We start from the raw sequence: 21,525 nt of genomic DNA on the forward strand, positions 1-21,525 counted from the left end.
CTCAGCCCACCAGCTCATACGCCGGCGTGGTCAGGAAGTCCGTGTACTCATCGGAGAGACAGATGTCCTCGATCAGCTTGGACGCGGGCTCGTAGTACTTGGTGAAGTTCTCGTCGCCGAATTCGATGCGCAGGCGCTCGGTCTCTTCGCCCAGGATGCGGGTGACCAGTTCGCGGGTCACTGTGTTGCCGGTGTCCGCGAGGATCGACTTGTTGCGGAGCTGCTGCCACACCTGCGAGCGGGAGATCTCCGCAGTCGCGGCGTCTTCCATCAGATTGTGGATGGCCACGGCACCACTGCCGGAGATCCACACGCCGGTGTAGGCGACGGCGACATACAGGTTCAGGCGCAGCCCGGCTTCGGTGACGGTACCGTCGGCGGACGCGACGTCGATCAGCTGCTCAGCAGTGACGTTCACCTCGGGGCGCTGCTTATCCAGCTGATTCTTCTTACCGCCGTTGGCAGGGTCGCCAAGCACGGAATCGAAGACTTCGCGACAGGTGGGCACCAGGTCCGGGTGGGCAACCCAGGAACCGTCAAAGCCATCGTTTGCCTCGCGGGTCTTGTCGGCACGGACCTTGTCGAAGGCTGCGGCGGTGACGTCCGGCTGCTTGCGGTTGGGGATGACGGCGGCCATGCCACCCATGGCGAAGGCGCCGCGCTTGTGGCAGGTCTTGACCAGGAGTTCGGTGTAGGCGCGCATGAAGGGTGCCGTCATGGCAACGGTGGCGCGGTCAGGGAGCACGAACTCTTCGCCGGCATCACGGAAGTACTTGATGATGCTGAAGAGGTAATCCCAACGCCCGGCATTGAGGCCGGAAGCGTGGTCACGCAGTTCGTAGAGGATCTCGTCCATCTCGAACGCTGCCGGGATTGTCTCGATCAGCACTGTGGCGCGGACGCTGCCCTGCGGGACGCCGAGGTAGTCCTGGGCGAAGACGAACACATCGTTCCAGAGGCGTGCCTCCAGGTGGCTCTCCATCTTGGGCAGGTAGTAGTACGGGCCGTGACCGTTTTCCAGCAACTGCTTGGCGATGTGGAAGAAGTGGAGGCCGAAGTCCACCAGCGCACCAACGGCGGGTTCGCCGTCGAGCAGTACGTGGCTTTCCTCCATGTGCCAGCCGCGGGGGCGGGCAACAACGACGGCCAGGGGAGCATCCGTGCGGAGCCGGTATTCCTTGCCCTCGGGGGAGGTGAAACTCAAGGTGCCCCGGGCGGCGTCGCGGAGGTTCAAGATAGCGTCGATGACGTTGGGCCACGTGGGGGTGCTGGCGTCTTCGAGGTCAGCGAGCCATACCTTCGCGCCGGAGTTCAGGGCGTTGATGGCCATCTTGGCCGGGGTTGCCGGACCGGTCATCTCAACGCGGCGGTCCTGCAAAGCCGCAGGAGCCTCGGCGACTTTCCAGTCGCCGTCGCGGATTTCCTGGGTTTCCGGAAGGAAGTCGAGGCGGGACGTGTCCGCAACCTTCTGGCGCTTGACCTTCCGTGCCTGGAGAAGCTCGTTGCGGGTGCCGGCAAAGCGGGTGTGCAGTTCTTCGATGAAGGCCAGTGCCTCCGGGGTGAGGATCTCCTCGGCGCGATCGATCGGCCGGGGATCAGTGACTGTAATAGCCATGTGAGCGGATTCCTTCTTCTAGGGTGCGCTGGTGCTACAGCGCGCTGGCGGCGTTTGCGTGCGCGGCGGCTGCCACCGCAGCAGCGACATCGGCAGCAACATGGGGATCGAAGACGCTGGGGATAATGTAACTCGCGTTCAGCTCATCGTCAGCCACCCGGTTGGCGATCGCCTCGGCGGCGGCCACCAGCATGTCAGGCGTAATGTCCGATGCCCCTGCGTCCAGCAGCCCACGGAAGAATCCGGGGAAAGCCAGCACGTTGTTGATCTGGTTGGGGAAGTCACTGCGGCCGGTAGCTACGACGGCGGCGTGCTTGGAAGCGATCACGGGATCGATTTCCGGCGTCGGGTTGGCCATGGCGAACACAATCGCATTTTCGGCCATCGAGGCGACCTGGTCCTCGCCGATCACGTGCGGCGCGCTGACGCCGATGAACACGTCAGCACCCTTGAGGGCATCGTGCAGGGTGCCGGAGAAGCCTTCTTCGTTGGTGTTCGCGGCGATCCAGCTGCGGTGCTCGTCGCTGTATTCCTCGCCCGAGTGGATGGCCCCCGAGCGGCCCGCGGCGATAATGTGCTGCGCGCCCTGGGCCTTGAGGAGCTGGATGATGGCGGAGCCGGCAGCACCGACGCCCGAAACCACGATCTTGACCTCCGACAGCTTCTTGTCCACGACGCGCAGGGCGTTGACCAGGGCTGCGAGCGTAACGATCGCTGTGCCGTGCTGGTCGTCGTGGAAGACCGGGATGTCCAGCTCTTCGCGGAGGCGGTTCTCGATTTCGAAGCAGCGCGGTGCGGCGATGTCTTCAAGGTTGATGCCGCCGTAAACGGGGGCCATGGCCTTGGCGATCATGATGATCTCTTCGGTGTCCTGGGTGTCCAGGCAAACCGGCCAGGCGTCAACGTTGGCGAACTGCTTGAACAGCGCAGCCTTGCCTTCCATGACCGGGAGGGCCGCGGCCGGGCCAATGTTGCCCAGGCCCAGGACGGCGGAACCGTCAGTGAGGACAGCAATGGTGTTTCGCTTGACCGTGAGGTTGCGGGCGGCGGCCGGGTCTTCTGCGATGGCCATGCAAACGCGGGCGACGCCGGGAGTGTAGGCGCGCGAAAGATCGTCGCGGTTGCGCAGGGCTACTTTGGGGACGACCTCGAGCTTGCCGCCGAGGTGCATGAGGAAAGTGCGGTCCGAAACGTGCTGGACGGTGACGCCGTCGAGTGCGTTCAGGGCGTCCTTGACGCGGGCTGCGTGGTCGTCGTCGGTGGTGTTGCAGGTGACGTCGACAACGATCTTCTCGTGGTGGGATTCCGTGACGTCCAGGGCGGTGATTGCTGCACCGGCTGCGCCGACGGCTGCTGCCAGTTCGCTGGTAGCGGTGAAGCTCGACGGTGCGGCGACGCGCAGGGTGATCGAGTTTCCGGGGCTCGGATTCGCCATTGAAATTCCTCCTGTTAGGCCCGTTCCCGGGCCGCCGTTCCTACAAAATGTTTTCGTATTATGGATATTATTATCTACAAAGTGGAAACACAACCCCTTGCTTGGTCATGTTCGGTGTCATCGCGCCGCTTGCATGCGTGCTGTATGTTGGGTGTTCTAAGCAATTCTTTTCACGATGCGGATAAGAGTTGTCGGAATCTGAGTCATTGGAGACAAGGGAATGGCTGAAAAAGCCTCCGGAGGCGTGCAGTCCGTTGAGCGCGTCTTTGAACTGCTGGAACTGATCACGGACGCCGGTGGCGACGTCACCTTGAGCGAGCTCTCCTCGTCCACGGATTTGCCCCTGCCTACCATCCATCGCCTGTTGAGGACCCTGGTCTCCCTCGGCTACATTCGCCAGCTGCCGAATCGCCGCTACGCCCTGGGCCCGCGGCTTATCCGGCTCGGCGAAGGTGCCAGCAAGCAACTCGGTGCCGTAGCCCGCCCGCAGCTCAAGACCCTCGTAGAACGACTCGGAGAGACCTCCAACATGGCGGTCCTGGACTCGGACATGGTTATCTACGTGGCCCAGGTTCCGTCCATGCACTCCATGCGCATGTTCACCGAGGTTGGCCGTCGCGCCCACACGCACGATACCGGCGTCGGCAAGGCCATCCTGGCCCAGCTGGATGACGAGGTTGTCCGCGGCATCGTGGCCCGCACCGGCATGCCCACCCCGACGGCGAAGAGCATCGGGGACATCGACTCCCTGCTCGCTGACCTGGCATTGATCCGTGAGCGCGGGTACTCCATTGACGAGGAAGAGCAGGAGCTCGGCGTCCGGTGCTTCGCGATGGCTGTTCCCAACGCCCCCACGCCCACCGCAATCTCCGTGTCCGGCCCCATCACCCGCGTGGACCAGAGCTTCGCCGATCGTGCTGTGCCCATGCTGCGTGAGGCGGCCAAGGCGATCTCCGCGGAGCTCAACCAAAACTAAGACCCTGCCGAGTGGCATTTGATGGCAATGTTCCCCGCGAAGATTGCCATCTTTTGTCATCTGGGCGGTCCCCGGAAGGTGAGTGGTGCACCCAAGGCGAGTGCCGACGTCGTGCGCTTCCCTGGCACCGCGAAAGGCGGCAGTGTCCCCCAAGGAAACACTGCCGCCTTTCATCCGCGGAAGAGTGGTCAGTGCTCTGACGCGCTGGAAGTCTTGAGCGGGACCTCGTTGCCGTCGGCGTCGATCAACTTGCCGTTCTCAAAGCGGTCGCCTTCGCTGAGGCACTTGATGTCCTCTTCGCTGACAATCCGGTCCGTTCCTGCAACGAATACCGACTGGTTGTCCGAGTTGCCGGCCTTGAAGTGGTTGAACAGGATGTTCAGCAGGATCGCCATGACCGCGGCCGAGCTGATGCCGGAGTGGAAGATCGTGGAGAACCAGGACGGGAACTGGTCGTAGAACTTCGGGGCGGCGATCGGGATCATGCCGAAGCCGATCGAGGCCGCCACGATGATCAGGTTCATGTTGTTCTTGTACTCGACCTTGGCCAGGGTGCGGATACCGCTCGCGGCAACCGTACCGAAAAGTACGACGCCGGCACCGCCCAGGACGGGCGTGGGAACCGCTGCGACTACTCGCCCAAGAATCGGCAGGAGACCCAGGACCACCAGGATGAGGCCGCCGGCGCTGACCACGAAGCGGCTCTTGATGCCCGTGATGGCAACGAGGCCAACGTTCTGGGCGAAAGCGCTCTGGGTGAAGGAGTTGAACAGGGGGGAGATGGCGCTGGAGAGCATGTCGGCGCGGAGTCCGTCACCGATGCGGCGGGAATCAACCTTGGTGTCCACGATCTCGCCCACCGCGATGATGTCTGCGGAGGTCTCGGTGAGGGTCACCAGGATAACGATCAGCATGGAGATGATGGCGGCTACTTCGAAGGTGGGGGCACCGAAAGCGAAGGGTGTGGGGAATGCGACGACGTCGCCCTGGCCCACCTTGGAGAAGTCGGCCATGCCGGCAATGAGCGCAATGATGGTGCCGATCACCATGGCCAGCAGGATCGAGAGCCGGGAGATCGCGGCGTTGCCAACCTTGCTCAGGAGAAGCACGACGCCCATGGTTGCTGCGGCCAATCCGATGTTGGCCATGCTGCCGTAGTTGTCAGCCTTGGCGTTGCCGCCCATGGCCCAGTTCGCGGCCACCGGCATCAGGGTGAGCCCGATGGTGGTGATTACTGTGCCGGTAACAACCGGTGGGAAGAATTTGATGATTTTCGAGAACAGGGGAGTGATGGCCAGGCCGATCAGCGAAGCCACGATCACCGAGCCGAACACCGCCTGGATCCCGCCGCCACCCTGGACGATCGCCACCATGGTGGAAACGCCGGCGAAGGACACGCCCTGGACCAGCGGCAGCTGCGAGCCGAACCACGGGATGCCCACCGTCTGAAGGATGGTGGCGAGCCCGCCTACGAACAAACAGGCGGCGATCAAAAGGCCGATGTCCTGTGAGTTCATGCCGGCCGCTGCACCGATGATCAGCGGCGGGGCAATGATTCCGCCGTACATGGTGAGGACGTGCTGGAAGCCGTAAGCGAAGGTGCTTCCGATGGAGAGGCGCTTGTCCTCGGGCCGTTCGGGCTTGTTCGCGCGGTCCGTCCGGGACGAGGTGGTATTCGCGGGGCGGGATTTCTTCTTGATGTTCATGGCAGACTTTCTGGGTTCATGGCAGACGTCTTCGTCTGGCTAACTGTGTCTGGCTAACAAATCTTGGGGTTTTAGGGGTCGGGTTTGTGTACAGGTGAAGCCCTAAAGGGGCTCTGAGGGGCAGCACCTGTACACAAACCCAGGGGTTGGCATTCGCCGGGTGGTTAGCAGAAGCCGGCGATGCCGCTCCATGCAACGGGTGCAGCGTCGATGTCTTCGCGCTGGACGGTTGCTTCGATGAGGCCGTACGGGCGATCAGCCGCGAAGAAGACCTCGTTGGGGTTGTCCAGGCCGAACGGGCTCAGGTCAACCAGGAAGTGGTGCTTGTTGGGCATGGAGAACTTGATTTCGTCCACTTCGCTGTGTGCTTCGAGGACCTTCTTGCCCATGTCGAACAGCGTCTGCTGCAGGGCGTGGGAGTAGTTCTCGGTGAAGCCTTCCAGCAGGAGGGCCTTGATGTCCTCGTAGCTCTTGTTGAAGTCCGTACCGGCGAAGTCCAGGTTGGTGTTGTAGCGCCAGCGGGCGGAGACATCCGTTGCGAGGATGCGGTCCGTGGTCTCCGGCAGGGTGGTGTACTTATCCCGCGGGTAGCCGACAAAACCTGACTGGGTGGTCTTCAGGACGGTCAGGTCCTTGAGGCCGCTGATGAGGTGGGTGGTTGCGCCATCACGGACGACGACGGCGGTACGCACCTCTTGTCCGTTGCGGACGAAGCTGTGGTCGTGTCCCTCGCCGTGTGCCTGGATGCGATCCCAGCTGTAGGCCTCGGCTTCCCAGCGTCCGCCGGTTACCCAGTCGAACCCACCGGTGAAGTGATCGGCAAGGCGCAGGAGGAAGGCTTCGGGGGAGCCGATGCCTTCACGAGCGAAAGCGTAGACCGTGTTCTTCTGGGTGTCGGTGGCAACGACGTGGCCGTTGTCTCCTTCGAGGTGGGCTGCCTGGAAGTCGCCCCGCAGCTGCGAGGTGACGTTCAGGTCTTCGATGTGGTGGCGGTCCGTATCCCGAGTGACCTTGACGACGCGGACTTCTGCTTTGCCGTACTGGTTTTCGCCGAGGACGATGTTGTTGCTCATGGCCATATCCCAACTTCTGTGAGGTGGAACCTAGGTTCCATCAATGAAATTAAGCGCGTGTTTCCACCGCGTTTCTGGTGGAGCCGACCCAACAAAAAAGAGCCGACATCCATTGATGCCAGCTCATTACGACCCTGCCTGCTGCTCTCAGGTTACGTGACCTACGCCACGAACTGATACGAGAGTAGCGCATGGTTTCGGCCTGTGTATACGGGTTCCCAAGGATCGTTATGAACTACCCGAATGTGACCGGGGCAACTCACTTTGCTCCGGTGGGGCTCTTGACGCCCAGTTTCCCAGCTGCCTACACTTTCCACATAACAATAAAAGTTTTCCGAAGTACGGAAACTGAGTGCATGAAAAAGAGGAGGAACAGATGGACTCGAAGGATACGAACAACGTCGTGGAATTCCCGGCACCGGGTCAGGAGCTGTACCTGCCCTTCGGCGCAACAGATCCGGACTTCTACATTCCGGCCGACTGCGACCGCAAAGCCGGCGGGTTCTCCCGTTGGCTGCGCGCGCTTCCGGTATTCGGCCGGCAGCGCCCCTGATTTTCCTGCATCACGGGCGCGGACTCTGCGCAACAGAGCCAAGGAAGCGGGCGATACCTGGGGAGGTGTCGCCCGCTTTCCCGTTAGCGCCCGATTCGACGCTCCGCTGCGCAGTGTGCCGTGCGCAGCATCGAATGCGCAGCGTGCCCCCGTATTGGATTCAGCGCTTCTCTTGCAGGGCGCGCAGTACCCTCATTTTGAACTCTTGTTCCCTGTGCAGGTCCTGCCACTTGATGCGAAGGAACCTCCAGCCCAGCTCAGTCAAGGCCTTCTCGCGTTGGCGTTCCTGGTAAATTACCTCGGCGGTGGGCGCGTAGTCGAAGTACTTCACCTTTCCGTCGAACTCCATGGCCACCTTCTTCTTGCGCCAAGCGAAGTCCAGCCGATGGCGGCCCTCGGTCGACGCAACTTCTACCTGGAGTTCGGGGAGCTCGATCCTTAGCCGTTGGAGCAACTCACGGGTCAGGGTTTCGCCGGGGGACTCGGATCGGGCGTCCGCGTACGCCAAGGCCCGGCGCAAAGTGAGAACTCCGTTGCGCCCGGTCAGCGACGCGCACATCTCCTGAAGTCTTCGGGCATCGGCCCCCATCCGCAGGGCGTGATCCGTTAGCACCAGGGATTGCTTGTAGTTAAACATGAGGCAGCAGTCCACAATGGTTCGCTCCAGGGACGTGCATGGCATTCCGTCAATGAACACAACCTCGCCAGGGCCCAGCGTGCGGGTGTGCGGAACGACGCCGAAACCATGGGATTTGGAGGACGCAGTTGATCCAGTGGTGACGTGCACGCGGTCATCGACGTTCCAGAGAAACAGGCCATGGAGGCGAGCGGCTGAGTTGTGGCTGTAGACCAGGCCCCCAGCCGACGTCGTAAGTGTTCCGTGCGCGTGCGCGGCGATGAGTTGCCGACTGCGCACCCATGGCTTTTGTGCTGCCCATGTGCTCCCTCGAATGTAGCAACCCCGACGAAGCCGGACCAGCCCTCCCTCGCGCAACAAAGCGACTATTTTCCTGTCGTTGAAGCCGAGTTCGTGGAGTTCGCTGGTTCGCCACAGATGTATTCCCGCTGGCAGCTCTCCTGGGGCGTTTTTGATCACGTGATAAGCCTCGAATGGCGCCCCCGCAGGGAGAAGGTGTGGGCTGGCCTATGTGGATAAACCCATTTCGATGCGTCGCTGCGTACTGTGCCGTGCGGACGGCTCAGGACGCAGCGAGGCGTCGAATTGGAAAAAATGGGCTCGTCATATTCCGATGGGATGTGGCGTGGGTCACGTATGCTGGGGTGGCGGCCGCCGTTTGATTCCAACCGGTCGTGGCGACCCCCATGGAGGGGTTGTACTTGCTGGCTCGATGGCGCCGGACGCATTGTCCGCACGTGTCGCACCGCAGCAGGTCGAGCGCTGTCGACGCTCGTCATCGGGTAGTGCCGGGAAGTGATCCCGGCTGATATGTCCTGCCATTGCAGGCAATAGAGAACCGGTTGGGGAGCCGGTAACGCAGCAGCCCTTCTTGGCTGCTACCCCAAAGGAACACCGCCATGAAACTCAAGGTCTCACTGTTTGTCGCCACCTTCGCAATAGCTCTGACCGGATGTACAGACCCCGGCGCGCCACCGCCTACAACAAGTCCGAGTGCCACATCCACCGCCGAGCCGACGCTCACTGCCGAGCCGACGCCGGACCCGACAGATACCGTGACCTCCACCGCCACGGCCTCGCCAACTGCAATGCCGACGACGACGGTCACGTCCAGCCCGACTGAAACCCCGGCGACGCCAACTGCAACTGCAACGCCGACGACGACGGTCACGTCCAGTCCGACTGACACCCCGACGACGACGCCAACTGCAACGCCGACGCCGACGACGACGGTCACGTCCAGTCCGACTGACACCCCGACGCCGACGCCCACCGCAACGCCGACGACGAGCCCGACCGCCACGCCCAGCCCGACTGTCACACCAACGCCAACGCCAACTGCAACGCCCACCCCCACACCAACACCCACAGGCAGCCTGGCCAATCTCGCCCGGGTCCCGTGGGACGGCGGCCCTGCGTACTGGTCAAAGTTCCCGGGTGCGGCGAAACTCAACAACCCGAATCTTTTCCCCATCAGCGTCTACTACGGCAAGCCCGAACACGCCGCCCAGTTGAAGGACATCGGCGTCAACGTGTACCAAAACGCCGAGCACGATGGGTCTTCCATGGCGTCAATTACGGACACAGGAATGCTGGTGATCGCCGGGACAGAGTGGTCGCGCGCTGAGGTGGGCACCAACCCTGGAGTGGTGGGTTGGGATACCTACGATGAGTGCGACATGCTCGGCTTGGGTTGCGATGGCGCAACCTACGCCCAGAATCTCCAGCAGATGCAGGACAAGGTGGCCCAGATCCATGGGTTCAACGATGGCAGGTTCGCGTTCGCCAACTATTCCAAGGGCATCCTGGGAACCTACTGGGCTCCGGGGCTGATGGACGATTTCATGTCCGCGGTGGACGCTGCGTCTGTGGACAACTACATGTACGCCCGGGCGGATCTTCAGGATGAACTGAACCGGACTCCGTCGTGGCCGCAGGGCGCCATCACGGCAACCTCCGCGGCTTACGGCTGGCAGGTGGATCAGATGCGAAGCTTCCATTCCTCGCCAGGCGTCCACCCGAATTGGATCTTCGTGGAGTCCGCAAAACCGTTCCTCAATGATGTGAATGACCGGACCATCACCCCGGAACAGATGGAGGGTGCCATGTGGTCCGGCATCATCCACGAGGCCAGGGGCATCAGCATTTTCCAGCACAACAACAATGGCCAGGCTGGATTCGGCACGTATTCACTGGTCCAGGCGCCCGCTGATCGCAAGGCAAAGATCAAGGTAGCGCTGGCCGGCATCCAGGCGCTGGCACCTGTCCTCAACACCCAGAGCTATGTGTGGAACGCAGGTGCTGCCGGCACTGACACCATGCTCAAGGCCAAGGATGGCAGCGCCTACCTCTTTGCTGGCATTGGCTTGAAAGGCAGTACTGGTTCCAAGACCTTCACCCTGCCTGACGGAGTCACCGGTACACAGGTGGAGGTTGTGGGCGAGAACCGGAGCATTTCCGTGCAAAACGGTAAGTTCACGGACTCCTTTGCCAACGAATACACGCACCACGTTTACAAGGTCACCATTTAGGGAGGGCCGCGCCACCGGCGAGTTCGCGGGAAGAGTGCGAAATCGCCGGAGCGCTCCCTGCGAAGTGGCAGCGTTCCGGCGAACTCGCGCGCCCAGCCCCCATGCGACAGCCACAACCAACGCGCTACCCGGCCACCAACTTCCGCGCAGCCGCAGAGTGTTCCGCGATCAGCCCGGCCACGTCCAGGTCCGGGATTGCCCCGTCAACGACGCGCCAGGATCCGCCCACCATCACCCGGTCGGCCCGGTCTGCCCCGCAGAGCAGCAACGCAGCTACGGGGTCGTGGCTGCCGGAAAACCTCAACGAATCGAGCTTGAACAGTGCCAAGTCCGCCTGCATCCCGGGAGCCAACTGGCCGATGTCGGACCGCCCAAGAACTGCGGCGGACCCGCGCGTGGCCCATCCAAGCGCGCGTGACACGGGGACCGACGCGCCATACCGCAAGCGCTGCAAATACAGGGCTTGCCGGGCTTCGAGGATCATGTTGGACGCGTCGTTGGAAGCGGATCCGTCCACGCCCAGCCCCACGGGAACGCCAGCGGCTTCCAGCTCCAGGACCCGTGCGGTCCCGGAGGCCAGGCGCATGTTCGACGTCGGGCAGTGAGCCACCGCTGTTCCGGCAGCTCCCAGACGCGCGATCTCCTCGTCATTGAAGTGGATGCCGTGTCCAAGCCAGGTTCGGGATCCGAGCCACCCCACGGACTCCAGATAATCCACGGTCCGCAGGCCGAACATGGACTGGCAGAAGTCTTCCTCGTCGATGGTTTCGGCAAGATGCGTGTGCAGCCGGACGTCGAAGCGCTCGGCCATGGCTGCGGACTCGGCCATGATTTCCTTGGTCACGGAGAACGGCGAGCATGGGGCAAGGGCAATCTGGACCACAGCCCCATCGCCGGTCTCGTGATACCTGCGAATCAGGCGTTCGCTGTCCGCGAGGATTGCCTCAGGTGACTGGACCGTAGTCCTGGGCGGCAGCCCGCCGTCGTCCTCTCCCAAGGTCATGGACCCGCGGGTCAAGGTAGCCCGCATCCCCATGGACCGTACGGCGGACACCTCGATGTCGATGGCGTCTTCCATGCCGTCGGGGAACAGGTAGTGGTGGTCGGCCGCGGTGGTGCAGCCGGACAGGAGGAGCTCGGCAAGCGCTACCTGAACCGCGAGCTCAAGGCTGCGTGGAGTGAGCCGCGCCCACACGGGGTAGAGGTTCTGCAGCCACGGGAACAGGGGTGCGTTGGCCACGGGGCCCCAGGCGCGGGTGAGGGTTTGGTAGAAGTGGTGGTGCGTGTTGATGAGGCCCGGGAGCACGACGTGGGAGGACGCATCGAACACGGAACACGGCATGGAAGGCTCAACGCCGGAGGGCACCAGTTCAAGAATGGTTCCGTCGTCGGAGACCACCAGGCCGTTGCCGGCGTCGAGGTCGTTGGCGGTGAAGATACCCAGCGGGTTTTTGATCCAAAGCATGGAGGTCCTTGTCTGGTCGGCGTGTACGCGTTCCAGCTCAGTTAGGCCCTGTCTGCTGATCCAGGTTTCCGGTCCGCCAGAGAGCGGTACGGTCCCAACAGCGTAAAATGGGCGACGCCGGCCGTCAACGCCCGCACACGGGTTGCAGTCACATTCGGGCACCAAAAGCACGGCGCAACTTATTTCGCATGACGAAATTAAATTTTCAAAAAACTATGGCGCGGCTCACAAACCTGGTGCTACGCTCTAACTGCCAAAGGCGGGCACCCGGACTTCGGGAAGCTATCTACCAGGCGCAACTTAACCTTCATCGCACATGCTGAAGCCTGGTAACCAAGCTAACTGGAGCTCCTTTTTGCAGCGCGCTCAAACAGGTCACCTGGCTTCCACAGCACTAAGGAAGTCGCAACATGAGTACAACCGTCACGGCCGAGCAATTCCTGGCCACCTCCATTGAGCTGGCAACAGCCAATGTCCTGAACAGTGGTGGCCCTTTCGGCGCCGTCATTGTCACCGCGGACGGACGAGCCTTCGAAGGCGTCAACCGCGTGACCGCCACGAACGATCCCACAGCGCACGCAGAAGTCACGGCAATCCGTAACGCCTGCCGCGAACTGGGAACGTTCGATCTGAGCGGAGCAACTCTCTACACCAGCTGCGAGCCATGCCCCATGTGCCTGGCCTCCGCGCTCTGGGCACGCGTGGACCGCGTGTTCTTCGCCGCAGACCGTCACGACGCCGCATCCGTTGGCTTCGACGACGCCGTCTTCTACGAGTACTTCGAGAACGACAACCGGGACGCGCTGATGCCGGTAGCCAAGCTGGAACTGGGCGATCCCCAGGCTCCGGAGGCCCTCCAGCCGTTCACCACATGGAACACGCTTGATTCCAGGATTGATTACTAGGGCCCGGTGGCTGACATGGAAATCCTGGGTACCGCAGAAATGCGCACAGCAGCTGAAAAGCAGGCTGCGCTCTTCCCCAACGGAGAGAACAGCGCAGAGCCCACAGCGGCAGAAGCAAAGCACACGGCAGCCGGCCTGGCAGATGGCAACAAGAAGCCCCCGGCGTCGAACTCCTTCCTGGACAAGTTCTTCCAGATCTCCCAGCGTGGCTCCACACTGGCCCGCGAATTCCGCGGCGGCCTGGTCACGTTCTTCACCATGGCCTACATCGTCATCCTGAATCCGCTCATCCTGGGTGGCTTCTCGGCAGAGAACGCGCCAACTGATGTGGCGGGCGGTTGGTTGTCGGCCGCGCAGGTCGGTGCGGTCACTGGCCTCACTGCCGGCGTCATGACGATCATTTTCGGCCTGGTCGCCAACCTTCCCTTCGGCCTGGCCGCAGGTTTGGGCATCAATTCGTTCCTGGCCGTTGCGGTCATCCAGGAAGTCACATGGCCAGAAGCCATGGGCCTGGTTGTCATCAACGGCATCCTCATTGTCCTCTTCGGTGCTACCGGGGCCCGGACAGCGATCTTCAAGGCAGTGCCCAAGGAACTAAAGGCCGCCATTACCGTTGGCATCGGCCTGTTCATTGCCTTCATCGGCTTCGTGGACTCAGGGTTCGTCCGTCCCACAGCGGGCGGCCCACCGGTCCAGTTGGGTAACGACGGCTCAATCACCTCCCTCCCGACCCTCGTTTTCATCGTCGGTTTGCTGGCCATGGGCATCCTTGTGGCCCGCAAGATCCAAGGTGGCCTGCTGATCGGCATCGTCGCCACTACCGTCCTCGCCGCAGTTGTCGAGGCCGTATTCAAGATCGGGCCAGGCAGCGCCACCAATCCCGGCGGCTGGCACCTGAACGTGCCTATCTTGTCCAGCCAGTTGGTGTCCGTGCCGGATCTCAGCCTGGTGGGCCACTTCGATCTCTTCGGCTCGTTCGCCCGGATCGGTGGACTTGCCGCCACCATGTTGGTCTTCACCCTGGTGTTCACCAACTTCTTCGACGCCATGGGCACCATGACCGGGCTGGCGAAGAGCGCTGGGGTGGCGCACAAGGACGGTACGTTCCCCAGGCTGAAGTCGGCATTCATCGTTGAAGGCATGGGTGCCGTGGTGGGTGGGGCAACCTCCGGATCATCGAACACTGTGTACATCGACTCCGCTGCCGGTATTGGCGAAGGTGCCCGCACGGGCCTGGCGTCGGTGGTCACCGGCCTCCTGTTCCTGGGGTCCATGTTCTTCACGCCGCTCACTTCGGTGGTTCCGCTGGAAGTTGCTGCGGCCGCACTGGTTGTTGTGGGCGCGATGATGATGGCGCAGATCCGCGAGATCAAGTTCACCAAGTTCTCGGTCGCCTTGCCTGCGTTCCTGACCATCGTGACCATGCCGCTGACGTACTCCATCGCCAACGGCATCGGGGTCGGGTTCATCTCCTTCGCTGTGGTCAATGCCGCGTCGGGTAAAGCCAAGAAGGTGCATCCGCTCATGTGGGTGGTCACGGCCGGCTTCATCATCTACTTCGCACGGGGTCCCATCAACGCCCTGATGGGTGTCTAGCCAGGAACCCCAGCCCGCGCCGGCGGGTCATCATCCGGCACTCCGATCGACGGTCCCCCGGTTCCCTCCGCACGAATAGGCGCCCGCCGTCGTCGTCCCTGAAAACAGGCACGACGGCGGGCGGCGGCAGGGTGCCGGTGCTCCGTCAGGGAACGGGGGCAGGGAGATGAAGCCCTTGCCCCCGTTCCTATGAACCCTTACTGACTGAACTTTTACTGAACAGCCGCGACTGCCCCTCAACAGCCTCTGCGAATGAGATTATGGGGCAAGATCGCGCACTGCTCCGGCCGGGCCACCTGGCCGGGACACCTGGAATAAGGATGTGTTGCCATGCTGGATCTGATGCCTTCACTGGGCGGCTGGCGGACGGCGGTCTCCGGCCAACGATGCGCTGTGGCCACGATCGTAGGGACCGGCGGCTCTGTGCCGCGGCCCCTGGGGACGTCCATGATGGTCTCCGAACACGGCGAAATTTTGGGCAGCTTGTCCGGCGGCTGCGTGGAGGGTGCCGTTGTGGAGGCGGCCTTGGAAGCCATGCGCGACGGCGGCCCCCGCCTTGAGTCCTTCGGCTTCAGTCCCGAGGACGCGTTCGCGGTGGGACTCACCTGTGGAGGGGAACTGGAAGTCCACATCCAGCCGCTGCAGGAAGGCTCGCCAGAACTCTCAATGCTGGCCGAAACCCGACGCCCTGGCGCACTCATCCGCCGCCTTGATGCTGGTGGTGGAGTCATGGTGGTGGATGATCCCGCACGGTTCCGTGCCATGGAATCCGAAGAACTGGCCAAATTGGTGGGGGACCACCCGGCTACCCTTTTCGCGGCAGCCGCCCAAGTGGAGCCCCTCCTCCAAGGGGGCCGCGCAGGCCTTGTCCGGCTGGCCCCGCCCGAGGGCTGCATCGATGGGTGGGTAACAACCGAGAGGTTGGCTGCGCCGCCCCGGGAAAAGGAAGAACCTCAACCCATCACCTTGCTGGTCGAAAGCAGGTTGCCGGCAGCGAGGATGCTGGTCTTTGGCGCCAACGACTTTGGTGCCGCGTTGCTTCCCGCTGGACAACTGCTCGGCTACGACGTCACGCTGTGCGATGCCCGGCCTGCTTTCACTCAACAAAGTCGATTCGCCGGAGCCGACCAGGTGGTGACGGACTGGCCGCACCGCTACCTCGAAGCAGAGGCCGCAGCAGGACGGATCGACTCCCGGACCGTGGTCTGCGTCCTGACCCACGATCCCAAGTTCGACATCCCCTTGCTGGAGACGGCCCTCCGCCTCAACCTGGCCTACGTTGGCGCGATGGGTTCGCGCCGGAGCCACCGCCAACGGGTCGATGCCCTCCTCGAGTCAGGCACTTCCTCAGAGTCCTTGGCGCGGCTGCACTCACCCATCGGCCTGAACCTTGGTGCCGTGACACCAGCAGAGGTGGCGGTCTCCATTACGGCCGAGATCATCGCGGAGCGCGGTCCCGGAACCCGGGGAGCGCACGGCACGCCCGGTTTCCCGTCCCTCAAAGACGGCACCGGCCCGATTCACCCAGCACCTCAACACCTCACCCAGGAGGACCCATGGACATGAACACCATCGAGGCCGTGGTGCCCACAACGGACCCGGCCCTGTGGCGCGACGGCGATGCCTGGCTCGCCGGCGGCACGGTCCTTTTCTCCTACGGAAGCACCGTCCTCAAACGGCTCCTCGACCTTGGCGAAGCCAATTGGCCCGCTGTGACCGTGACCGATGACGGCATCGAACTGGCTGCCACCTGCACCGTGGCCGAGCTCTACGCCTTGCCGGCCAGCGAAGAAGCAGCCCACCGCGAATGGCCCGGGCTGGCTCTGATCCGGCCTAGCTGCGACTCTTTCGTGGCGTCCTTCAAAATCTGGAACATGTCCACTGTGGGCGGCAACATCTGCACGGGCTTGCCCGCGGGACCCATGACGTCGCTGTGCGCCGGACTCGACGGCGTCGCCACCATCCTCAGCCCGGACTGTTCCAGCCGCATGGTCCCGGTTGCCGACTTTGTGATCGGCGATATGCAAACCGTCCTCGCTCCGGGGGAGTTGCTCCGCAGCATCCATCTCCCCGCCGAGGCACTCTCGGCGCGCGTAGCGTTCAGGCGCTTGTCGCTGAGCAACCTCGGCCGCTCCGGCGTGCTGCTGATTGGCAGGCTCGATCCCGTCTTCGGCTTGGTCATCACGGTGACTGCCTCGACCAAGCGCCCGGTGCAACTCAGGTTCCCGGCCGGAAAGGTTCCGGACGCGCGGACGTTGGCCGACGCCGTCGAACGTTCCATTCCCTGGCCGCTGTACCACGACGATATCCACGGGCTCCCGGCATGGCGCCGCGACATGACGCTCAAGCTGGCAGAGGAAATACGGGCGGAGTTGATGGACGAGTCGATGACCGTTTCCGGCGATTTCTGGCCCCCGCACGCCACGTCGCCCCAGCCGTCCACGCAACCGGAAAACCCTGGCTCCCAGAAGGAGGCCTCCCATGGCAATTGAGATCAACGGCGCTGCCTCGCAGGCCACACCCCGTCCAGGCCAATGCCTGCGCACCTTCCTGCGGGAGGAGGGCAACTTCGGCGTCAAGAAGGGCTGCGACGGCGGCGACTGCGGAGCGTGCACCGTCCACGTCGACGGAACTCCCGTGCACAGCTGCATCTACCCGGCCGTCCGCGCCGAAGGCAAGGCGGTCACCACCATCGAGGGCCTGGCCAAGGACGGACAGCTCCACCCTGTGCAGGAGCAGTTCCACCAGGGGCAGGGTTTCCAGTGCGGTTTCTGTACCGCAGGCATGATGATGACCGTCGCGACCTTCGACGACGAGCAACGCGCCAACCTGCCCCGCAACCTCAAGGGAAACCTGTGCCGCTGCACCGGCTACCGCTCCATTGCGGACGCCGTCTGCGGCCACGGCGGAGGCCACGGCGGCCAACACCAGCACGACGCCGGAGCTGACGTTTCAGGGGCAAAGTCGCCTGCTGTTGTGGAGGCGACCCCCGGCCAACTTGGCGACAACGTCCCCGCCCTGGCCAGCGACGCCGTGATCACGGGAACGGCCAGGTATGCCTTGGATGTTCCGGCGGAGCAACTCCCCGGCTTGCTGCACCTCAAAGTGGCACGTTCGCCGCATCCCCACGCCCGGATCGTTTCCATTGACAAGGCTCCGGCATTGGCCGTGCCGGGTGTGGTTGCAGTGTTCACGCACGAGGACGCGCCGCAGCAGCTCTTCTCCACGGCACAACACGAGAACTTCACCGACGACCCCGATGACACCCGCGTCCTGGACAACGTGGTGCGGTTCATCGGGCAGCGTGTGGCCGCGGTGGTGGCCGAATCCGTGGGAGCAGCCGAAGCTGGAGCCCGGGCTTTGGCCGTGGAATACGAAATCCTTGAACCGGTTTTCACGCCCCAGGAAGCCATCCTTCCCGGTGCCCCGGCGATTCACGGCGAGAAAGACGGCGTCGAGTCCCGTATTTCGCGGCCGCTCCAGAACGTTGTGGCCGAGGTCCACGCGGAACTGGGCAGCGTGGAAGACGGCTTCGCCGCCGCGGACTACATCCACGAGCACACGTACCAGACCCAGCGGGTGCAGCACGTAGCCATGGAAACCCATTCGTCCATCTCCTGGCTCGATCAGGAGGGCCGTTTGGTTGTCCGTTCCTCCACCCAGGTCCCGTTCCTGGTGAAGCGGACGTTGAGCAGGTTGTTCAACCTGGCACCGGAGGCCGTCCGTGTGGTGGCAGGCCGGGTCGGAGGTGGTTTCGGTGGGAAGCAGGAAGTCCTCACCGAAGATTTGGTGGCTTTGGCAACCCTTGCACTGAAGCGTCCCGTGCAGTTGGAGTTCACCCGGACCGAGCAGTTCACGGCAACCACCACCCGCCACCCCTTCACCATCCACCTCAAAGCCGGTGCCAACAAGGACGGATACCTGACGGCCCTGCAGCTGAACGTCCTGACCAACACTGGTGCCTACGGAAACCACGCTCCCGGCGTGATGTTCCACGGCTGCGGGGAGTCGTTGGCCGTGTACAAGTGCGTGAACAAGAAAGTGGACGCCCACGCCGTCTACACCAACACAGTTCCCGCCGGGGCCTTCCGCGGATACGGGCTGAGCCAGATGATCTTTGCCATTGAATCGGCGATTGATGAGCTGGCCATTGGGATCGGCATGGATCCTCTGGAGTTCCGGCTGAAGAACATGGTCCGGCCCGGTGACCACATGCTATCCACAACCCCGGAGCCCGAGGAAGACGTCCACTACGGAAGCTACGGCCTGGACCAGTGCATCGCCTTGGTGCGCGACGCCCTGGACCGCGGGAAGGAACGATACCGGGCCGCGGGTCTTGATGACCTCGGCCCGGAGTGGGTGGTGGGAGAGGGGTCGGCCCTGTCCATGATCGACACCGTCCCGCCCCGCGGCCACTTCGCCCACACCCGGGTGAGCCTGGAAGCGGACGGCCGGTTCGCCGTCGACGTCGGTACTGCCGAATTCGGGAACGGCACCACCACGGTGCACGCGCAGTTGGCGGCCACAGCGCTGGCGACCTCAGCGTCCAAGGTGACCGTGCGCCAGTCCGATACAGACCTCGTGGAGCACGATACCGGTGCGTTCGGCTCCGCGGGAACGGTGGTTGCCGGCAAGGCGACCCTCGGCGCGGCGCTGGAATTGGCGACCCGCATCCAGACCGTCGCGGCCTCGCTCACCGGGGTGGCGCTGGCGGACTGCCGGTTGGTGGATGACGCTGTCCAGTGCGGCGAGCGTACCGTGCAGCTGACGGACATCGTCGACGCCGCCCGGCTGCAAGGCGTCCGGCTCGCCACCGACGGCAACTGGGGAGGGACGCCGCGTTCGGTGGCATTCAACGTCCACGGCTTCCGGGTTGCCGTAAACACGGGGACCGGTGAGCTGCGGATCCTGCAGAGCGTGCAGGCCGCCGACGCCGGAGTGGTGGTCAACCCGCGGCAGTGCCGTGGGCAGATCGAGGGCGGAATCGCGCAGGCCCTCGGTGCGGTGCTGTACGAGGAAGTGAAAGTGGACGACGCCGGCCGGGTCACCACGGACATCCTGCGGCAGTATCACATTCCGTCGTTCGCGGATGTGCCGAGGAGTGAGGTCTACTTCGCCACAACCAATGACAGCACGGGTCCCCTCGGGGCCAAGTCCATGAGTGAGAGCCCGTTCAATCCTGTGGCCCCGGCGCTGGCGAACGCCATCCGCAACGCTACCGGGATCCGTTTCGGTGAGCTGCCCATCGCCCGGGACAAGATCTACCTGGCGCTCCGCGACCGGAGCCCTGCCTCCGTGTAGCCCGCCTGCCAAATCGGGTTAGAGGGGGAGCTCCATGAAGACGCTGTTCGGGTCCAAGGTGTAGTCCGCAAAGGGCCCGCACTCCGTAAAGCCGTGCCTTTCATACAGGCGCCGTGCCGGGGCGAAATAGTCCTCGGTGCCCGTTTCCAGGCACAGCCGCTGGTACCCGCGGCTTCGGGCGTCGGCGACGATGTGTTCCAGCATCAATGTCGCCACGCCCCGGCCGCGGGCGCTGGCCGTGGTGCGCATGGACTTGATCTCGGCCAGTCCACCGTCGTGCTCTTTCAGGGCACCGGATCCCAGCAGTTGTCCATCCTCCCGGGCAGTCCAGAACGTGATGGACTCGTGGGACAACGCGGAATGATCCAGCGCATGGACGCTCTCCGCGGGGGAAGTGGCGAACATGTCAGCCAGGTGTTCACTGAGGAGCCGATGGACATCCGGGCGTGCGGGATCGTCTGTTTCGATGCGGATCATGCACCCAATGTACCTGCCGCTATCCGTCCAGAAGATGCAGCTGATCCTTGGTGTCCAAGTCCTCACCCGAGCACAAATCGCTGCAGTCCACCAGGTCCACCAGGCCCGGATGCGCCTTGAGGAAGGACCGCGCGCCGGTGTCGCCATTGGCGGCGTCGGCGGCCTGTCCGCGAAGCCCGACGTCGAATATCACCGGGTGCCCGCGCTTCAACCTTCCTGACTCGTCAGGGTAGGCGGAGGCGGTGACCCGCCCTGGACGATGGCTGCCCAGCAACCGGCTCACCACCGTCAGGGTAAGCCCGGGCTGATCCACCAGAGCCACCATGATGTTGTTCCCAGGGGCTGCTGCTTCGATGCCCGCGCGGAAGGATCCGGCCATCCCCTTGGCCCAATTCTGGTTTTCTACGACGGTGTGCGCGCCCAGGTCTGTACTGTTCCGCACGTTTTCGGCTTCGGCTCCGAGAACCACCACCACCTCGCTGCAGCCGCCGTCGAAAAGGGTGTCGGCGAGTACTTCCACCAGCGTGCGTCCGCGGAAGGGCAGCAGCGCTTTGGGGCCGCGCCCCAAGCGGGTGCCGGCGCCCGCAGCGAGGAGGACGCCCGTGGTGGGCGTGCCGGATGGAGTCATATCCTCACCATACGCGCGGCCATGCATGCGGTGTCTAGCTCCTGAAGTGGTTTCCATTTGATCTACCAATATCGGTTTCAAACTACTGATGAGTAGGTCTTTTGGCCCCGCGAAATGGCCGTTAGGGTCGATGAGGGAGTTATGAAGTCAGCTCGAGGACGCAACGACGCGTTAAGGACGGGGATCATGGCGGGCAGTTTCGAAATTCTCAAAGCAGGTAATAATTCATTCCGGTTCCGGCTCACGGCCGACGATGGCACGGTGGTGGCAGTGTCACCACAATTTCCGAACCTCAAAGCCGTGGTGGCCGGTATCAATGCCGTTCGCGAGAATGCGGCTACGGGCTTTGTGGTCGACAGGAGGAACCTGGGCACCTGACGTTGCCCGTCCGGTTCGGAAACGACAATCGGCGGCAGTGTTCATCATGAACACTGCCGCCGATTGTTGTCCCGGGGCTTTAGGCGTCGCCGCCCGCGCCACCGGTGGTGCCGGCGTTCACGTCAAGCAGCTTGTAGCGGTCAATGGCGTACGACGGCGCGCCCTCCTCGACCTCGCCCCTCGCCGCCAGCATCTGCAGGGTTTTGGCGACGATGGAGTGGGTGTCGTTTTTGAAGTAGCGGCGTGCGG

At 63.3% G+C, this 21,525-nt stretch carries 17 protein-coding genes; 9 read left to right on the forward strand and 8 right to left on the reverse strand.

The features are described from left to right. Position 1 precedes the first annotated feature (1 nt). Together aceB and ABHM97_RS16620 are read right to left on the reverse strand one after the other, a co-directional pair. Positions 2 to 1,615 carry a malate synthase A gene (gene aceB / locus ABHM97_RS16615; protein WP_349471546.1) on the reverse strand — a complete coding sequence of 538 codons (1,614 nt, stop codon included), beginning with the start codon at positions 1,613 to 1,615 and terminating at the stop codon, positions 2 to 4. A gap of 34 nt (positions 1,616 to 1,649) precedes the next feature. Beyond that, on the reverse strand, positions 1,650 to 3,050 hold the full coding sequence (locus ABHM97_RS16620) for an NAD-dependent malic enzyme (protein ID WP_257369697.1): 1,401 nt from the start codon (positions 3,048 to 3,050) through the stop codon (positions 1,650 to 1,652). Between the two features lie 220 nt (positions 3,051 to 3,270). Here ABHM97_RS16620 and ABHM97_RS16625 point away from each other — a divergent pair, with 220 nt between their 5' ends. Beyond that, positions 3,271 to 4,026, forward strand: a complete 756-nt coding sequence (locus tag ABHM97_RS16625; RefSeq protein ID WP_062071662.1) for an IclR family transcriptional regulator — start codon at positions 3,271 to 3,273, stop codon at positions 4,024 to 4,026. Positions 4,027 to 4,214: 188 nt separating this feature from the next. On the opposite strand, the gene ABHM97_RS16630 is transcribed toward ABHM97_RS16625, so the two are convergent. Together ABHM97_RS16630 and pucL are read right to left on the reverse strand one after the other, a co-directional pair. After that, the gene (locus tag ABHM97_RS16630) at positions 4,215 to 5,732 is read right to left on the reverse strand and encodes a nucleobase:cation symporter-2 family protein (RefSeq protein ID WP_349471547.1); all 1,518 of its coding nucleotides are present in this window, start codon (positions 5,730 to 5,732) and stop codon (positions 4,215 to 4,217) included. A 164-nt stretch (positions 5,733 to 5,896) separates the two neighbouring features. Next, a complete protein-coding gene (pucL, locus tag ABHM97_RS16635) occupies positions 5,897 to 6,811 on the reverse strand; it encodes a factor-independent urate hydroxylase (protein WP_349471548.1) in 915 nt (304 codons plus the stop codon). A gap of 370 nt (positions 6,812 to 7,181) precedes the next feature. Here pucL and ABHM97_RS16640 point away from each other — a divergent pair, with 370 nt between their 5' ends. After that, positions 7,182 to 7,358 (forward strand): hypothetical protein, encoded by a 177-nt coding sequence (locus ABHM97_RS16640; protein WP_014922716.1) that lies wholly within the window; start codon positions 7,182 to 7,184, stop codon positions 7,356 to 7,358. A 160-nt stretch (positions 7,359 to 7,518) separates the two neighbouring features. On the opposite strand, the gene ABHM97_RS16645 is transcribed toward ABHM97_RS16640, so the two are convergent. Further along, positions 7,519 to 8,454, reverse strand: a complete 936-nt coding sequence (locus tag ABHM97_RS16645; RefSeq protein ID WP_349471549.1) for a hypothetical protein — start codon at positions 8,452 to 8,454, stop codon at positions 7,519 to 7,521. Positions 8,455 to 8,894: 440 nt separating this feature from the next. Between ABHM97_RS16645 and ABHM97_RS16650 the strand changes: the two genes are divergently transcribed. Continuing rightward, the gene (locus tag ABHM97_RS16650; RefSeq protein WP_349471550.1) at positions 8,895 to 10,526 is read left to right on the forward strand and encodes a hypothetical protein; all 1,632 of its coding nucleotides are present in this window, start codon (positions 8,895 to 8,897) and stop codon (positions 10,524 to 10,526) included. Between the two features lie 124 nt (positions 10,527 to 10,650). Here ABHM97_RS16650 and ABHM97_RS16655 read toward each other — a convergent pair whose 3' ends face one another. After that, the gene (locus tag ABHM97_RS16655; protein ID WP_257369704.1) at positions 10,651 to 11,991 is read right to left on the reverse strand and encodes an 8-oxoguanine deaminase; all 1,341 of its coding nucleotides are present in this window, start codon (positions 11,989 to 11,991) and stop codon (positions 10,651 to 10,653) included. Between the two features lie 410 nt (positions 11,992 to 12,401). On the opposite strand from ABHM97_RS16655, the gene ABHM97_RS16660 reads away from it, so the two are divergent. The 5 genes from ABHM97_RS16660 to ABHM97_RS16680 all read left to right on the forward strand — a co-directional run bounded on the left by ABHM97_RS16660 (position 12,402) and on the right by ABHM97_RS16680 (position 19,793). Then, positions 12,402 to 12,896 carry a nucleoside deaminase gene (locus ABHM97_RS16660; protein ID WP_142937997.1) on the forward strand — a complete coding sequence of 165 codons (495 nt, stop codon included), beginning with the start codon at positions 12,402 to 12,404 and terminating at the stop codon, positions 12,894 to 12,896. Between the two features lie 6 nt (positions 12,897 to 12,902). Further along, positions 12,903 to 14,492, forward strand: coding sequence for an NCS2 family permease (locus tag ABHM97_RS16665; RefSeq protein WP_349471551.1), 1,590 nt, complete (start codon positions 12,903 to 12,905; stop codon positions 14,490 to 14,492). Positions 14,493 to 14,822: 330 nt separating this feature from the next. After that, positions 14,823 to 16,058 carry an XdhC family protein gene (locus ABHM97_RS16670; RefSeq protein WP_349471552.1) on the forward strand — a complete coding sequence of 412 codons (1,236 nt, stop codon included), beginning with the start codon at positions 14,823 to 14,825 and terminating at the stop codon, positions 16,056 to 16,058. Continuing rightward, a complete protein-coding gene (locus tag ABHM97_RS16675) occupies positions 16,049 to 16,984 on the forward strand; it encodes an FAD binding domain-containing protein (RefSeq protein WP_349471553.1) in 936 nt (311 codons plus the stop codon). The genes ABHM97_RS16670 and ABHM97_RS16675 overlap by 10 nt, the downstream gene beginning before the upstream one ends. Beyond that, a complete protein-coding gene (locus ABHM97_RS16680; RefSeq protein ID WP_349471554.1) occupies positions 16,974 to 19,793 on the forward strand; it encodes a molybdopterin-dependent oxidoreductase in 2,820 nt (939 codons plus the stop codon). Before ABHM97_RS16675 ends, ABHM97_RS16680 begins: the two co-directional genes overlap by 11 nt. An 18-nt stretch (positions 19,794 to 19,811) precedes the next feature. On the opposite strand, the gene ABHM97_RS16685 is transcribed toward ABHM97_RS16680, so the two are convergent. Then, positions 19,812 to 20,270 carry a GNAT family N-acetyltransferase gene (locus ABHM97_RS16685; RefSeq protein ID WP_349471555.1) on the reverse strand — a complete coding sequence of 153 codons (459 nt, stop codon included), beginning with the start codon at positions 20,268 to 20,270 and terminating at the stop codon, positions 19,812 to 19,814. Positions 20,271 to 20,289: 19 nt separating this feature from the next. Next, positions 20,290 to 20,925, reverse strand: a complete 636-nt coding sequence (gene nboR, locus ABHM97_RS16690) for a nicotine blue oxidoreductase (protein WP_349471561.1) — start codon at positions 20,923 to 20,925, stop codon at positions 20,290 to 20,292. Between the two features lie 159 nt (positions 20,926 to 21,084). Here nboR and ABHM97_RS16695 point away from each other — a divergent pair, with 159 nt between their 5' ends. Continuing rightward, complete coding sequence (locus ABHM97_RS16695; RefSeq protein WP_349471556.1) at positions 21,085 to 21,276, forward strand: YegP family protein; 192 nt, start codon at positions 21,085 to 21,087, stop codon at positions 21,274 to 21,276. The last annotated feature ends 249 nt before the right edge of the window (positions 21,277 to 21,525 follow it).

It is taken from the genome of Paenarthrobacter sp. CAP02, from assembly GCF_040137855.1.
Classification (GTDB): domain Bacteria; phylum Actinomycetota; class Actinomycetes; order Actinomycetales; family Micrococcaceae; genus Arthrobacter.